The sequence below is a fragment of the Mangrovimonas aestuarii genome (assembly GCF_028767185.1).
Taxonomy (GTDB): Bacteria; Bacteroidota; Bacteroidia; order Flavobacteriales; family Flavobacteriaceae; genus Mangrovimonas_B; species Mangrovimonas_B aestuarii.
In genome coordinates, this window is the sequence record NZ_JARACK010000008.1 from 73,170 (window position 1) to 87,967 (window position 14,798).

General features: G+C 36.2%; 11 protein-coding genes and 1 other RNA gene. 7 read left to right on the forward strand and 5 right to left on the reverse strand.

Features of this window, described 5'->3' with window-relative positions; translation table 11 throughout:
- Position 1: 1 nt before the first annotated feature.
- From PWU04_RS11055 to PWU04_RS11065, 3 genes are read left to right on the forward strand one after another with little or no spacing between them, the layout of a single operon-like run.
- Positions 2-2,497, forward strand: a complete 2,496-nt coding sequence (locus PWU04_RS11055) for a heavy metal translocating P-type ATPase (protein WP_274476166.1) — start codon at positions 2-4, stop codon at positions 2,495-2,497.
- A 3-nt stretch (positions 2,498-2,500) separates the two neighbouring features.
- Positions 2,501-4,225, forward strand: a complete 1,725-nt coding sequence (locus tag PWU04_RS11060) for an efflux RND transporter periplasmic adaptor subunit (RefSeq protein WP_274476167.1) — start codon at positions 2,501-2,503, stop codon at positions 4,223-4,225.
- A gap of 34 nt (positions 4,226-4,259) precedes the next feature.
- Positions 4,260-4,700: a heavy-metal-associated domain-containing protein gene (locus PWU04_RS11065; protein ID WP_274476168.1), complete on the forward strand. Its 441-nt coding sequence runs from the start codon at positions 4,260-4,262 to the stop codon at positions 4,698-4,700.
- 187 nt (positions 4,701-4,887) lie between these two features.
- Here the strand turns inward: PWU04_RS11065 and PWU04_RS11070 are convergent, their stop codons facing one another.
- From PWU04_RS11070 to PWU04_RS11090, 5 genes are all read right to left on the reverse strand, one after another.
- Entirely contained in the window at positions 4,888-6,225 is a 1,338-nt protein-coding gene (locus PWU04_RS11070) for an exonuclease domain-containing protein (protein WP_274476169.1), read from the reverse strand.
- A complete protein-coding gene (locus PWU04_RS11075; RefSeq protein WP_274476170.1) occupies positions 6,222-6,995 on the reverse strand; it encodes an XRE family transcriptional regulator in 774 nt (257 codons plus the stop codon). The genes PWU04_RS11070 and PWU04_RS11075 overlap by 4 nt, the downstream gene beginning before the upstream one ends.
- Positions 6,996-7,178: 183 nt before the next feature.
- On the reverse strand, positions 7,179-7,838 hold the full coding sequence (locus PWU04_RS11080) for a hypothetical protein (RefSeq protein ID WP_274476171.1): 660 nt from the start codon (positions 7,836-7,838) through the stop codon (positions 7,179-7,181).
- A gap of 200 nt (positions 7,839-8,038) precedes the next feature.
- Entirely contained in the window at positions 8,039-10,558 is a 2,520-nt protein-coding gene (locus tag PWU04_RS11085) for a TonB-dependent receptor (protein WP_274476172.1), read from the reverse strand.
- Positions 10,512-12,203, reverse strand: a complete 1,692-nt coding sequence (locus PWU04_RS11090; protein WP_274476173.1) for a M23 family metallopeptidase — start codon at positions 12,201-12,203, stop codon at positions 10,512-10,514. The genes PWU04_RS11085 and PWU04_RS11090 overlap by 47 nt, the downstream gene beginning before the upstream one ends.
- Before the next feature lie 176 nt (positions 12,204-12,379).
- Between PWU04_RS11090 and PWU04_RS11095 the strand changes: the two genes are divergently transcribed.
- From PWU04_RS11095 to rny, 4 genes are all read left to right on the forward strand, one after another.
- Positions 12,380-12,670 (forward strand): hypothetical protein, encoded by a 291-nt coding sequence (locus PWU04_RS11095; RefSeq protein ID WP_274476174.1) that lies wholly within the window; start codon positions 12,380-12,382, stop codon positions 12,668-12,670.
- A gap of 14 nt (positions 12,671-12,684) precedes the next feature.
- A complete protein-coding gene (locus PWU04_RS11100) occupies positions 12,685-12,978 on the forward strand; it encodes a cell division protein ZapA (protein ID WP_274476175.1) in 294 nt (97 codons plus the stop codon).
- 61 nt (positions 12,979-13,039) lie between these two features.
- Positions 13,040-13,147, forward strand: a non-coding RNA gene (ssrS, locus tag PWU04_RS11105) — 6S RNA.
- A 58-nt stretch (positions 13,148-13,205) separates the two neighbouring features.
- Complete coding sequence (rny, locus tag PWU04_RS11110; protein ID WP_274476176.1) at positions 13,206-14,780, forward strand: ribonuclease Y; 1,575 nt, start codon at positions 13,206-13,208, stop codon at positions 14,778-14,780.
- Positions 14,781-14,798 lie beyond the last annotated feature (18 nt).

The window sequence follows — 14,798 nt, forward strand, 5'->3', positions numbered from 1 at the left end:
TATGCAACATACTTATCACATACACGGCATGAGTTGCAATGGCTGCCGGAACCATGTACAACAAACACTTTCTAAGGTAAAAGATGTTACTGAAGTGACAGTTGATCTTAAAAAGGAAGAAGCTATAATCGACATGGCAAAACATATCCCATTGGAGACTTTTCAGGAGGCTTTAGAAGCTGATGGAGGTCGATATAGTATTCATAATCAAGGAGACCGTCAAGAGGATCAGACTATGGATATTAAACCAAATAAAAAGAGCAAAGGTACGGGAACGTTTTATTGTCCTATGCACTGTGAAGATGATAAAACTTATGATAAACCTGGAGACTGTCCGGTTTGTGGAATGGACCTGCTGGAGGAGCAAAATATTAATGCAAGTCAACAATATACGTGTCCGATGCATCCCGAAATTGTTAAAGATGAGCCAGGGTCTTGTCCAATTTGCGGTATGGATTTAGTTCCACTACAACCTGAACTTTCTGCTGAAGAGAAAACCTATAACAACTTGCTCAAGAAATTTAAATGGGCAGTAGCATTTACGCTTCCTATTTTCTTAATTGCCATGAGTGAAATGTTGCCAAAAAATCCATTATATGATGTTATGGGACAAACCTATTGGAATTGGGTTCAATTAGGATTGTCTTTGCCAGTAGTATTTTATGCTGCTTGGATGTTTTTTGAGCGTGCTTATAAAAGCATAAAAACGTGGAACCTTAATATGTTTACCCTAATAGGGATTGGAGCTGGTGTCGCGTGGTTGTTTAGTGTCTTTGGATTGTTATTTCCATCTTTTTTTCCTGATCAGTTTAAAACACATGCAGGCGCTGTTCATGTTTATTTTGAGGCAACTACGGTTATTCTTACACTTGTGCTTTTAGGACAATTGTTGGAAGCCAGAGCACATAGCAAAACCAATAGTGCCGTAAAGGAGTTACTTAAACTAGCGCCTAACAAGGCCTTAAAAATAGTAGATGGTGAGGAAATTGAAGTTAATATAGATAGCATCGAAATCGGTGATATTTTAAAAGTTAAACCAGGAGAAAAGATTCCGGTAGATGGAGTGATTACCGAAGGTGATACTTCAGTTGATGAATCTATGATTACGGGTGAACCTATTCCAGTTGATAAAACGGTTAAAGCTAAAGTTAGTAGTGGTACCATTAACGGAAATAGAGTGTTTTTTATGAAAGCCGAAAAGGTGGGGAGTGATACGTTGTTGTCGCAAATTATTGAAATGGTGAACCAAGCTAGTAGGAGTAGAGCGCCTATCCAAAATCTGGCAGATAAAATATCTGCATATTTTGTGCCTATAGTGGTTCTTGTTTCGGTAATTACATTTCTGATTTGGTCAATTTTTGGTCCCAATCCAGCTTATGTTTACGCCTTTGTCAATGCTATTGCGGTACTCATTATTGCATGTCCTTGTGCTTTGGGGCTGGCAACGCCTATGTCTGTAATGGTGGGTGTAGGTAAAGGGGCTCAACACGGTGTCTTAATTAAAAATGCCGAAGCGCTACAAAGTATGAGTGATATAGATACACTCATTATTGATAAGACGGGGACAATTACAGAGGGAAAACCTCAGGTAGAAACCATTGGTGTATTTGATGAAAACATAAAGGAATCAGAACTGCTGGAATATATAGTAGCCTTAAACAACAATAGTGAGCATCCTTTGGCTAAAGCAACCGTTGCCTATGGAAAGGTAAAGGGAGCAAGAATTTTGAAGACCGATAATTTCCATTCGGTTTCCGGTAAAGGGGTATCTGCCAGAATTGAAAGTAAAACCCTTGCCCTTGGGAACAATAAAATGATTGAGCACATTGGAGCATCTCTTAGTGACGATATTGGACAAAAAGCATCTACTTATCAAAATCAAGGTAAAACAGTTTCCTTTTTAGCAGTTGATAAAAAGGTGTTGGGCTACGTGGTTATAGGAGATAAAATTAAAGAAACCAGTGCTCGGGCAATAACAGACCTACAAGGCAAAGGAGTTGATGTAATAATGCTTACTGGGGATAATGAAAAAACGGCCAAAGCTGTTGCTGATCAACTGCATCTTTCGGGGTATAAGGCGGGTATGCTCCCCGAAGATAAATTAAACACTGTTAAAGATTTACAAAAACAAGGTAAACTGGTGGCAATGGCAGGCGATGGCATAAACGATGCGCCGGCTTTGGCAAAAAGCAATGTTGGTATTGCCATGGGAACAGGAACTGATGTAGCGATAGAAAGTGCCGCTATCACTCTTGTTAAAGGTGATTTACAGGGTATAGTAAAAGCTAGGGCATTGAGTGATGGGGTGATGAAAAACATTAAACAAAACCTGTTCTTTGCACTAATCTACAATACACTAGGTGTTCCTATTGCTGCTGGTGTTTTATATCCTGTTTTTGGAATTTTACTTTCTCCTATGATTGCTGCTTTGGCGATGAGTTTCAGTTCGGTATCAGTAATTACAAATGCTTTACGATTAAGACAACTTAAATTATAACAGATGAAAAAGTACTTTATATATTTAGGATTGGTGTTAGCTGGTTTTGTTTTAGGGTGGTTTTTGTTTAAAGGCCCTTCAAACGCAACTCTTGAGTCAGCAGAAGTTAGTAAAGACACTAAAACCACTCAAATGTGGACCTGTTCTATGCATCCTCAGATTTTACAACCAGAACCAGGAGATTGTCCTATTTGTGGTATGGACTTAATACCTGTTGAAGAAGGTTCTGAAGGACTTAGCGCTAATCAATTTAAATTAACAGATCGCGCCATGGCCTTGGCTGGTGTTCAAACTACTGTTGTAGGAAATGCCTCTACATTAGATAACAGTATAATTTTGACTGGTAAAATTGTTGAAAATGAGACTGCAAACACAGTTCAAGCTAGTTATTTTTCTGGAAGAATTGAACAGTTGCATGTTAACTATACAGGTGAACAGGTTAATAAAGGGCAATTGTTGGCCAACATTTACTCTCCCGAATTATATGCAGCACAACAAGAACTACTTACTGCTTCAGAAATAAAATCTAATCAACCAGAACTGTATAAGGCAGTAAGAAGTAAATTAAAATTATTGAAATTGACGGATAAGCAAATAGATGCTATTGAGTCTTCGGGAACGGTAAGGGAACGCTTTCCAGTTTATGCAACTGTATCAGGTACAGTGATTGAGAAAATGGTAGAAACCGGTGATTACATAAAGCAAGGACAACCGCTTTTTAAAATTGCAAATTTAAATACAGTCTGGGCAAATTTTGATGTTTATGAAAATCAAGTTGAACACTTTAAAAAAGGGCAAAGTATAGAAATTACTTTAAATGCGTATCCTGACAGATCATTTACTGCTGTAGTAGATTTTATCGATCCCGTATTAAACAATAATACAAGAGTTTTGAAATTGCGTACTGTGTTACAAAATACCGATGATATTTTTAAACCGGGTATGTTTGTTAAAGGGAGTGTTGTTGTTCAGTCTAAAAAAGGTAAAGACCGAATTGTAATTCCATCATCGGCTGTGCTTTGGACAGGAGAGCGCTCCGTAGTCTACATTAAAACTATTTCAAATCAAGCTGTTTTTGAAATGAGACAGGTGACTATCGGCAATAAAATAGGTGATAGTTATGAGGTGATTGGTGGCTTGAGTAATGGGGACGAAATTGTAACCAACGGAACGTTTACCGTCGATGCTGCAGCGCAGTTACAGGGGAAAGCATCCATGATGAATGCTACTAGGAAAGCTGAAGAAAATGAGCAACCTCTTATGGTCTCAAGGATTAGTGTGTCAAATCAGTTTCAGAAGGAGCTCCAAGTTGTTTATAATGGGTATAAGAATGTTAAGAATGCTCTTGTAGAAGATAATCCTGATGATGCGCAAAAAATGGCTAAACTTTTGGTTGAAGCCTTGAAGAATATAGATATGGGTTTACTCACAGAAGACAATGCCCATAACGAATGGATGAAACTTTACAAGGATCTGGAGGCTAGAGCTGAAGGAATTGCAGTGACTAATGTCATTGAAAAACAACGAAATCAATTTATAGTGCTTTCCGAGAGTCTATTAAAAGCCCTACAACTTTTTGGTATACAGGAAAAGGTGTATTTACAACATTGCCCGATGGCCAACTCTAACAAGGGAGCCTATTGGTTGAGTGGAGAAACCTCCATTAGAAATCCATATTTTGGGAGTAGTATGTTGAGATGTGGAGAGGTAAAGGATACAATAAATTAGTTATTATAAAATTATATCAATTAATATTAAATCTATGAAACGAGTAATTTTAAGTATGGCTGTAATTGCTGCATTGTCAGTAAGTAGCTGTAAAAATGAACCAAAACAGGAAAAGGAAACCAATACAACTGAAGCGGTTGCTGAAGTTGCTATGACAGAAGCAAGCTTTGGTGTTAGAGGAAATTGTGGGATGTGCAAACAGACCATTGAAGAAGCTGCTAATGGCGTAGAAGGGGTAACCCAAGCAAACTGGGATGTGGCTAAAAAGAAAATCGATGTAGCTTTTGATGGTGCTGTTACCAATGAAATGGAAATTCAAGAGGCGATTGCAGCATCTGGTTATGATACCGAAGAAGTTGCCGGTGCTACCGTGGCTTATGATAATCTTCCATCTTGTTGCCAATACGACAGAACAATGGCTATGAACCAATCTGGTGAAGGTCATGTGCAAGACCATTCTGAACATGGGCACTAAGGACATAAGTACTTTTAGAGTATAATATCATTGGTAATTTGAGCGTAGTCGATATTTTATTGGTGTAATTTGCGATTTTGACTGCGCTCAATCTAAAAATTAAGTCAGACATATAAAGTAATGCTTGCACATTATTTAGGGTAAAATAGTATTATCGTTATTGTTTCTCACAATGATACTTCAATCTTTATTGATTCAATAGTGCCGATCTCAAGATACGTTGGATATCAGTATTGTCTTTTTGCGCTACTAAATACGGCTCTAAATCGTCATGGGTGTTAATTTGCTCTTCTTTGTCTATAAATCCGTAGCCTTGATAGACGCCATTTTTAATCCATATATAAGCTTCTTCGTCGATAGTTCTTCCTATTTCCTTAATAATATTATCTTGACCAAGCTCTTTTATATGATTAATAGCTTGTTGGACACGAACGTTGTATAGGGCAACACTTTCCTTGTCCCGACATACGCCTTTGCAATTGGTAATGTTATAGTGCGAACATTCGGTTACACTTTCCTGAAGATGGCAATATTTTGGACATAAATTGAATTGTTTGCAAAGTTTTTCCAGAAAATCACGGCACTCCCTTATACTATGAACCACAAGTAATGGAGATGGCGCATTTTTAAGTGGGTTATATGCTAAATGGTTAATACCTCTCCTGTCCTTGTAACTAAACAGGGCATACGATCGTGTTGGTCGTTTTGCTGCTTGGTTGTATTTGGGGAAATGTTGTTTTATTGCAGCATCTTCCATGAGTAAAGCGACAAGTTCGCTACCTGAGCATTCATGGTCAATATTTACGGTTTCACTGCAGAGTAATCGTTCTTTCTCGCTTTTATCATAAAAATGACTCAATACACGCTTTTTTATAGATTTAGCTTTCCCTACATATATTATTTTTCCCTTTTTGTCTTTGAAAAAATATATTCCTGTTGTTTCTGGTAGTTCCTCAAAAACCTTTCTGTCCAAATGAGGTGGAAGAGTAGCTTCTTTTGAATTGCGTTTTAAAAAAGAACTTACTACTGTCTGGGCCTGATCCTGATTCAACAACTGCTTAAGTAAAGTAACAGTAGCTTCGGCATCCCCACGTGCACGGTGTCGTCCAGATATATCAATATTTAAGGCAGAGCATAGTTTTCCTAAGCTATAAGAATGAAAGCCAGGTAACAGTTTGCGCGATAAACGAACGGTGCAGAGTTTAGGTCTTCGGAAATCCATTTCAATTTCCTTAAACTCACTACGGATAATGTTATAGTCGAAATTCACATTATGGGCAACGAATACAGTATCCTTAGTAATTTCAGCTATTTGTTCGGCTACCTCTGCAAAGGTTGGGGCGTTGTCCACCATAGTATTGTCAATGCCTGTTAAAGCAGTAATGTAAGGAGGAATATAGGTCTGCGGGTTTACTAAGCTGGTAAACTCATCAATTACGGTATCTCCATCATATTTAAAAATGGCAATTTCTGTAATCTTATTACTGCTGCCAGTAGTTTCTATGTCTACAATGCTGTATATCATCGAAAAGATTTTTCAAGGGCTTTAAGTTCTACTCCCAAACTGTTAAACATGTTGATAATACTACTTATTTTAAGTTCCTGTTCGTCATATTCCTGAGTGTTTATACTACAGGTAAACGCCCAAATCTCAAGAACCTCGTCTATGGGCACTTCGTACGGTTCATAAGCAGTATTATCAGAAACTAATAGCAATGAATTCTTTTCTTCAATATGATTGTATACGCGCTTATAAACCATACCATTGTCAAGGGTTAGTAGCACATAGGTTTTTCCACTTACAATGTCGCAACGATCTTCTATAAAACGACCCACTACATACGATCCACTTTTTATAGGTAGCATTGAATCTCCTTTAATAGGAAATGCGCGGTGTTTTCCAGTGGGTAAAAAAGGAAGCTTAATTTTATCCAATTGCTCGATGTATTCCGGATCGTCATATCCGGCCAAATACCCGGCCGATGCCTTTACAGGAACCACTTCTATAAGGTTGTCGTTTTCTATATCAACCATAATTGGGAACAGTACGCGCTGGTTGCCTATTTCGATAAAGGAAGAATTTGATGCTTTGCTCAAGTCGTTACGCACCAAGATATCTACAGGCAGCTTAAAATAATTCGAAAGGGCTATGAGCATCTCTATAGTTGGTGCCGATCGTCCTTCCTCATAGGAGCTTATGCGCGATCGTGGTACTTTAAGCTCTTCGGCTAAACTCTCTTGTGTAAGTCCTTTAAGGTTTCTTAAATGACGGATGTTTTTGGATATTATTTTCATAATGCTACAAATGTAAACATTAATAGCTTAAATATGTAGCACATGTGTTAGTTTAGTTTTGTTTATGTTTGATTCATTTTCAAATCATAGAAAACTAAACTAAGACACTTATAATTTTATATTAAAAGAAATGAAACCCATCTCTTGTTTAGCAAACCACAGCATTTTACTTTAATTCATTTATTATTTTTTTTCTAAGGATTTAATAATTTTTTCAGCGTACTCTTCAGCATTTTTAGTGACATTTTGTGGGTCCTCTATTTTGGTGGTTACTACTGCGGCTAACTGTTTGCCTTCTGATTGATTTAAATCGTAAGCTACAGTTTCTAAAATGAATGTGCGAACGGTTTCTGTTGTAGTTGTTGAAGGAACGTAGGTGCCAAAAGTTGAGTAGGAGTATGGGTTATAGTAATAGCCGTAAAAACCACCATAGTAAGTAGGATAGGTTGCACCTGCATAATATCCTCCAGATTGATAAGTTCGCGTAGATTGTTCTTGATGCTTAATTACACTTAATACTACACCGTTGTAACCTTCATTTACTAACATGGCTTTTAGATTTTCTTTTTGTTCGTCGGTTAGTTGTTTATCAGGGTTCAAATTAGGAAGATCCTTAAAACTTTCGGTTGCTTTAATGCCTTTAGAGTTTAACTGTTTTGCGATAGATTGCTCAAAAGCGATTCTAGCCTGTTGATTAGAGGTTCTGGCTATAACAAGAACATTATTGTTTTTAAAGTCATCAAGATTCTCAGATGTCCATGTATCCATAACTTTTACGCTAGAACATTGTAGTAATAATAGAGAGAAAATAATACAAAAAAGGGTAGTGAGATTGCTTTTCATGATGTTAGAGGTTTGAATTTCAGGTATATATAAATATAGCTAAAATTGTAAGGTCAAGCAATACCTTTCATAGGAAAAACGTGTAGAATACAGGTTTATGAGAGTGTGTTTTTTTAAGATAAAGTTGTGATGTATAATATTTTATTCTATGAAATGTTAATCCTCCTTAATTATAAGGTCATTTATCTGATAAAAAAATATTAAAATGTCATTCTCGTTCTAATATTAAATACCCGTGGGGTTAGGTAGTTTGGTATGGCATATTGACGTTTACTATAAACATCACGAACCCAGGTATTGGTTATTGAGTTTTGAACATCAAAAATGTTGAAAATTTCAAAACCAACGGATAGTTCCTTGAAAGGTTTGCGCCATCCCATTTCGAATTGCTTGTTTCTATCAACAATTACATATTGTAGCCCTAAATCAGCTCGTTTGTAAGAAGGTAATCGGTTTTGGTATTCATAAGGATCAGCATAACTAGGAGATCCACCAGGCAAGCCTGTGTTGAATACCATATTCAGATACATTTTCATGTCTGGCATTTTTGGAACATAATCTTGAAATAGAGCTGCAAACTTTAAACGTTGATCTGTAGGGCGGGCAATATAGCCTCTACTGTCAATGTTTTCTTCTGTTTTTAAGTATCCAAAACTAAACCATGATTCTGTACCAGGAACAAATTCACCATTTAATCGCATATCCAATCCATAGGCAAAAGCTTTGGCATTATTGTCGGCACGATATCTTATCCTTACATTATCTATTGTATACGGATTAACGTCGGCAAGGTGCTTATAATATACTTCTGTAGTAAGCTTAAAAGGTCGATCCCACATCTTAAAACTATATTCATTACCTGCAACAATGTGTATTGACTTTTGTGCTTTAACATTTGAATTAACAGCACCAGAAGAATCCCTTAATTCTCTATAAAATGGAGGTTGGTAGTAATAACCTCCTCCAACTCTAAATAGCATATCGTTTTTCCACTCTGGTTTTATAGCAAATTGAGCTCTTGGACTAAAAACAGTTTGATTGTTTTTATTAATATCATGACCGTTTACGGTCCAATTATGAACTCTAGTGCCTGCGTTTAACCAAACATCGCTATTTCCTATGGTTGTTTTTTTACTCCATTGGGCATAAGCCTGGATTCTGTTAATTGTAGTGTAGTTTGTGGCTCTAACATTTTGGTATGGTGCTAAAGGCCCGGTGTATGGTTCATAAGGTTGTTCGTTTGAAACATCTAAATACGGAGGGCTGATGGAAAAACCAGCCGAATCAATTACTTCCCATTCTACCAATCGATCACGAATGTCTTCATGGTTGTATTTTACAGACCATTCAATATTGCTACCACCAGTTTTGAATTGACCTTTATGCTCTATACTTGTAATTAAAGCATCCAAATCATTTCTACCGTGATTTAACTGGCTGCCAACACCTTCGCTAAACTCAACTTCGCCAAGGTTTTCATCACCAATGTTACTGTTTACTTCTCCTAGACGATATTGTGCTAGAATGTCAAAGTACTCTTCTTCAGTTGTATGATAAGTAGAAGAGAGTAATTCTAAAGTAAGATTTTCATTAACAAAGTACGACCCTTTAAATGCTCCAAATAAAGTTAAATACTGGTCTTTTTCCTGACCTTCATAAAACACCAAAAGAGCAATAGGGTTACTAATGGTTCCAAAGTTAGTTTGACGAGTTTCTGGTTCGTAGTTGTATTTATTCAAACTAGCATTCCCCAAAAAACTTAACTGAAATTTATTAGAAAACTTATAGGTTAAAAATGTTTGAACATCAACGAATATTGGATGGTAATTTGTTTGGGTTTCCTTGGCGTTTACAAGAAGACTATTGTCTCTATAGCGGGCACCTACAATTCCAGATAACTTAGAATCTTTGCTTACACCTTCAACCGATAAACTGGCTCCCAATAAACTTAAATCGGCATTAATATTGAAAGCGTATGGAGTTTTGTAAGTAATATCTAAGACTGACGATAGCTTGTCACCATATTTTGATTGAAATCCACCAGCAGAAAAATTAACATTCTGTACAAGGTCTGTATTTACAAAACTCAATCCTTCCTGTTGTCCAGAACGTATTAAAAACGGGCGGTAAACCTGAATACCATTAACGTAAACCAAGTTCTCGTCGTAATTTCCACCACGAACTGAATATTGGGTACTCAATTCATTATTGTTGCTAACTCCAGGTAATGACTGAAGGAGATTTTCTACTCCTGGGTTTGCTCCAGGTATTTGTCTTATGGTTTCGGGTTCAAGCGTTATGATGCCCTCAACATCTTTTCTCTTACTTCCTGAAATAACTACGGCAGAAATTTGTTCTACAGCCATTTTCATCACAGGGTTAAATTCCAAAGACTCCCCATTTTTGAGTTTGAATGTTGCTTTTACAAGTTGAAAGGTAATATGGGTGAATTCTATTATAACCTTTTTATTCGCCGGTATTTCCAAAGTGTAAAACCCGTTCTCGTTAGTTTGAGTTCCTTCTGTACCTGTGGAGATGTTTACGCCCTCTATAGGGAAATTAGTCTCATCAAGTATAACACCTTTAATGGTTGCGGTTTGGGATATTCCAAAAAATGAAAACCCTAAACAAAAAGCCAATAAGAACAAGCGAAGATTATTATTCAATGTAATTTTATTTTCTGTAAATGGTAGCCTCAAAAGTAGAACTATTTCCAACATTATCGGTTACAATGATTTTTAAATTGTTCTTGGTGTCAGTAATAACACCGTCATTAAAATCATATACTAGCATTTTTGTTTTATAATCATACTCCATAAGAATCCACTTTCCGTTAATGGTTGCACGGTAATTTGATATTCCAGATTCGCTATCGTGAATTTTCACTTTTAAAAATCTATAGTTGCTCATCCATTTACCATCTTCAAAATTGTTGGGAGTTATGGAGGGAGGAGTGTTGTCTAAAGCTAAAGTATAAGTTCCTAAATTACGTGTTCTGCCACTAAGTGTATTTCCTTTGCGATTTGTGGTAATATAAGATGGGTAGTTGTTGTTGTAGCCTATAAGTTCGGCAATGTAAAGGTAGTTTTTATCAATTTCGTTGTATTTGCTAATATCGAAATCTATTGTGAAATATTTTTTAGCTGGAATGATATCTTCTCCTAAGTAAAGAGTGTCATTAGATGTAGTGGCTTCTAAATAGAAGCTGTCATAAAACGTGTTCGAAGGAATATTAATGGAAATACCTTTAAAATCTATTTTGCATGATTGGTTCCACTGAACAAAATGAGGTGTAGACAATTCTTTTTTAGTAAGTGGGGTTTCCGGCTTTTTGCCATCTATGTTTATTGTAACCCAGGTGTCATTTCCCTTGAAGTCATTTACTTTAATTTTAAATACTGAAGATGTGCTGTCTTGAATGTTTAAAATGCCATTATCCAAAACATTGTTATATAAACTTAACGTGGTGTTTGGTTCTATAAATAGCTTTTGAATACGCTCTTTTTTTGACTTATAATGACTGTAATCGATTAAGCGATTAATATGTCGTGTTTCATCAAAAGAAAAACGTCTAAAATCTAATTCAAAATTTTTGCTTCCATTATTAAATGTTTGAATGTTATAAACACCATTCTTATTAGCTGCTAAATCTTGTCTATCGGTAGTGGAAATACCAAGACCTATTTTTCCGTAAGCAATTATAGGCTCAACTAAATAGTCTCCTGTAGTTTGAGGTATCAACCGGAGTCTTTGTTTTTCCACGTTGTTATTAATCGTTCCGTCATCCTTTAGGTTGTATAGATATAAAGAGGAAACAATAGGGTGTGTTGTGTCTTGAGTATCTATACCAAACAACATAGGGTTCATTGGACGTTCTGATTTGTCACGTATTTCGAAATGTAAATGAGGTCCTCCTGAACCTCCAGTATTTCCGCTATATGCAATTAACTCCTTTTGAGAAACCAATAATTCAGAAGCAGTTGGAAAAACTTCTATTTCAAACGATTCTTTTTCGTATTGCTTTTCTTTAATATATTTTTCAATCTTTGGGTTAAATTTTTGAAGGTGAGCATAAACCGTAGTGTAGCCATTTGGATGAGTTACATATAATGCTTTTCCGTAACCGTACCTTGAAATTTTAATTCTACTCACATATCCGTCTGCAGAAGCATATACACTTAACCCTTCACGATGTTGAGTTTTTATATCCATTCCAGAATGAAAATGATTGGATCGCAGCTCAGCAAAGGTTCCAGATAGTACTATAGGGATATCCAAAGGCGATATAAAGTAATCCTGAGGATATTGTGTTTGGGCATTTATAAATTGGCTTAAAGCAAAGGTTAAAATGAAAAGTATACGCATAAAATTGTAATTGTCGCTAAAGTATTAATTTGGCTTTAAATCGCCAAGTTTATTGTGTTTTTGGGCTAATTGCTTGAATACTAGAACGTGGAAAAAGGTTTTAAATTTTATTTAAAAACAATTGTGATTTTTGGATTGGTATGTTAACTTTGTGAGATAAGTATTGATTTTTGTAAATGGGTCATATTGAAGATATTGTTAATTCTCTTGAGAACAAAATTGGCATGCTGCTTCATGAATATGAGCGTTTAAAGCAACTTAACTCTATGTTGGAACAAGAGCTTAAACAATGTAAAGATCAGCTTCAAGACCGCGACAAGACTATATTGGAGTGGCAAGATAAAAACGAAGCGTTACAGATTGCAAATACAATACTTGGTAGTGACGACAATAAAAGAGAAACAAAGCTTAAAATAAATACATTAATCAGGGAAATAGACCAGTGTATAGCTCAACTTTCTGAATAATGTAACTTTATGGTATGTCTGAAAAGCTTAAAATAAAGCTCTCTGTAGCAGATCGTGTCTATCCTCTTACCATTACACCGGATCAAGAGGAGGGGTTACGTAAGGCTGCTAAAACTATAGATGCCATGATAAAACAATTTGAGCAGAGTTATTCCGTTAGGGATAAGCAGGATGTGTTAGCTATGTGTGCTTTACAGTTTGCAGCCCAAGTGGAGCAAAAAAGTATAGATAAAGTGTATACCAACGAATATGTGGAAGATAAATTAACAGCACTAAACAATTTGTTGGAATCTCATCTAAACTCATAAAAAACGTTCTTATTAAATAAAATTAAGTTACTGCCTACATTGGTTTTTATTTATTTGATAAACTCAACGCGAATTCTTTAAAAAGGGTGAGTTTAAGTTGTAAAAGCGTGCTGCCTTAGAGCAGATTTTTGATCAGCTTGTTAGCCCTAAACTTGTTTTTAAGGAGTTTATACAAATCATCAGCCGATGTAGGCTTTTTTTATAAATAATCTAACTGAACAGAGTATATGGATAACGCAATTATGATGATTGTTGGAGGGTCGGTTCTGGGAGTGGTGATAGGATTTGTCATTGCCAAGACCATGGAAAAAAACAATGCATCGAAGGTCATAAAGAATGCAGAACAAAAAGCTGCAAATATTGTGAAAGAGGCCAAAAACGAAGGAGAGTCTATTAAAAAGGACAAGATTCTTCAGGCTAAGGAGAAATTTATTGAGCTTAAAGCAGAGCATGAGAAGGTAATTTTAGGTAGAGATAAAAAAATAGCAGAAGCTGAAAAGCGTACTCGCGATAAAGAATCTCAAGTATCTAATGAACTTTCAAAGAATAAAAAGCTCAATGTAGAACTTGAAGGTAAAATGAACGATTATAACCATCGTTTGGAATACATTGAGAAAAAACAGGCGGAGGTAGATAAATTGCATACTAACCAAGTAAAGCAATTAGAGGTAATTTCCAGTCTTTCTGCAGAAGAAGCAAAAACTCAACTTATAGAATCATTAAGAGGAGAGGCTAAGAATGATGCTATGGCATTTATTCAAAATACGATTGAAGAAGCTAAGCTTACTGCGCAACAGGAAGCTAAAAAAGTTATCATAAACACTATTCAGCGTATTGGGACAGAGGAAGCTATAGATAACTGTGTGTCTGTGTTTAATATTGAGTCTGATGATGTTAAAGGCCGTATTATTGGTAGAGAAGGACGTAATATCCGTGCCTTAGAGGCTGCAACAGGTGTTGAAATTATTGTTGATGATACTCCAGAAGCGATTATTTTGTCCTGTTTTGATTCAGTAAGACGTGAGATAGCTCGCTTGTCTTTACATAAGCTTGTAACCGATGGACGTATTCACCCAGCGCGTATTGAGGAGGTAGTAAAGAAAACCAAAAAGCAAATAGATCAGGAGATCATTGAGGTAGGTAAACGCACCGTAATCGATTTAGGTATTCACAACCTTCATCCAGAGTTGATTAAAGTTGTAGGAAGAATGAAATATCGTTCTTCTTATGGACAAAACTTATTACAACACTCCCGTGAAGTTGCCAAGCTTTGTGGTGTTATGGCTGCAGAATTAGGTTTAAATCCTAAACTGGCTAAACGCGCAGGTCTGTTGCATGATATAGGTAAGGTACCAGATACAGAGGCAGATATGGAAACTCCACACGCGATTTTGGGTATGCAATGGGCTGAAAAATATGGTGAAAAAGGAGAAGTATGCAATGCTATCGGAGCTCACCACGACGAAATCGAGATGAAATCGCTTCTAGCTCCAATTATCCAGGTTTGTGATGCTATTAGCGGAGCACGTCCTGGTGCTAGACGACAAGTATTGGATAGCTATATCCAACGTTTAAAGGATTTAGAAGATATAGCATTCGGATTTAATGGAGTTAAGAAGGCTTATGCAATACAAGCTGGACGAGAGCTTCGTGTTATTGTAGAGAGTGAAAAGGTAAATGATGAAAAAGCTGCTGACTTATCTTTTAATATTTCACAGAAAATCCAAACCGATATGACGTATCCTGGACAAGTAAAGGTTACTGTTATTCGTGAAACTAGAGCGGTTAACATTGCTAAATAAGAAAAGCTTTAATTATAA

Excerpts from the sequence above, each read along its gene's own strand:
- PWU04_RS11055 (WP_274476166.1), top strand. The coding sequence starts at position 2 with ATGCAACATACTTATCACATACACGGCATGAGTTGCAATGGCTGCCGG.
- PWU04_RS11060 (WP_274476167.1), top strand. The coding sequence starts at position 2,501 with ATGAAAAAGTACTTTATATATTTAGGATTGGTGTTAGCTGGTTTTGTT.
- PWU04_RS11065 (WP_274476168.1), top strand. The coding sequence starts at position 4,260 with ATGAAACGAGTAATTTTAAGTATGGCTGTAATTGCTGCATTGTCAGTA.
- PWU04_RS11070 (WP_274476169.1), bottom strand. The coding sequence starts at position 6,225 with ATGATATACAGCATTGTAGACATAGAAACTACTGGCAGCAGTAATAAG.
- PWU04_RS11075 (WP_274476170.1), bottom strand. The coding sequence starts at position 6,995 with ATGAAAATAATATCCAAAAACATCCGTCATTTAAGAAACCTTAAAGGA.
- PWU04_RS11080 (WP_274476171.1), bottom strand. The coding sequence starts at position 7,838 with ATGAAAAGCAATCTCACTACCCTTTTTTGTATTATTTTCTCTCTATTA.
- PWU04_RS11085 (WP_274476172.1), bottom strand. The coding sequence starts at position 10,558 with ATGTTGGAAATAGTTCTACTTTTGAGGCTACCATTTACAGAAAATAAA.
- PWU04_RS11090 (WP_274476173.1), bottom strand. The coding sequence starts at position 12,203 with ATGCGTATACTTTTCATTTTAACCTTTGCTTTAAGCCAATTTATAAAT.
- PWU04_RS11095 (WP_274476174.1), top strand. The coding sequence starts at position 12,380 with ATGGGTCATATTGAAGATATTGTTAATTCTCTTGAGAACAAAATTGGC.
- PWU04_RS11100 (WP_274476175.1), top strand. The coding sequence starts at position 12,685 with ATGTCTGAAAAGCTTAAAATAAAGCTCTCTGTAGCAGATCGTGTCTAT.
- rny (WP_274476176.1), top strand. The coding sequence starts at position 13,206 with ATGGATAACGCAATTATGATGATTGTTGGAGGGTCGGTTCTGGGAGTG.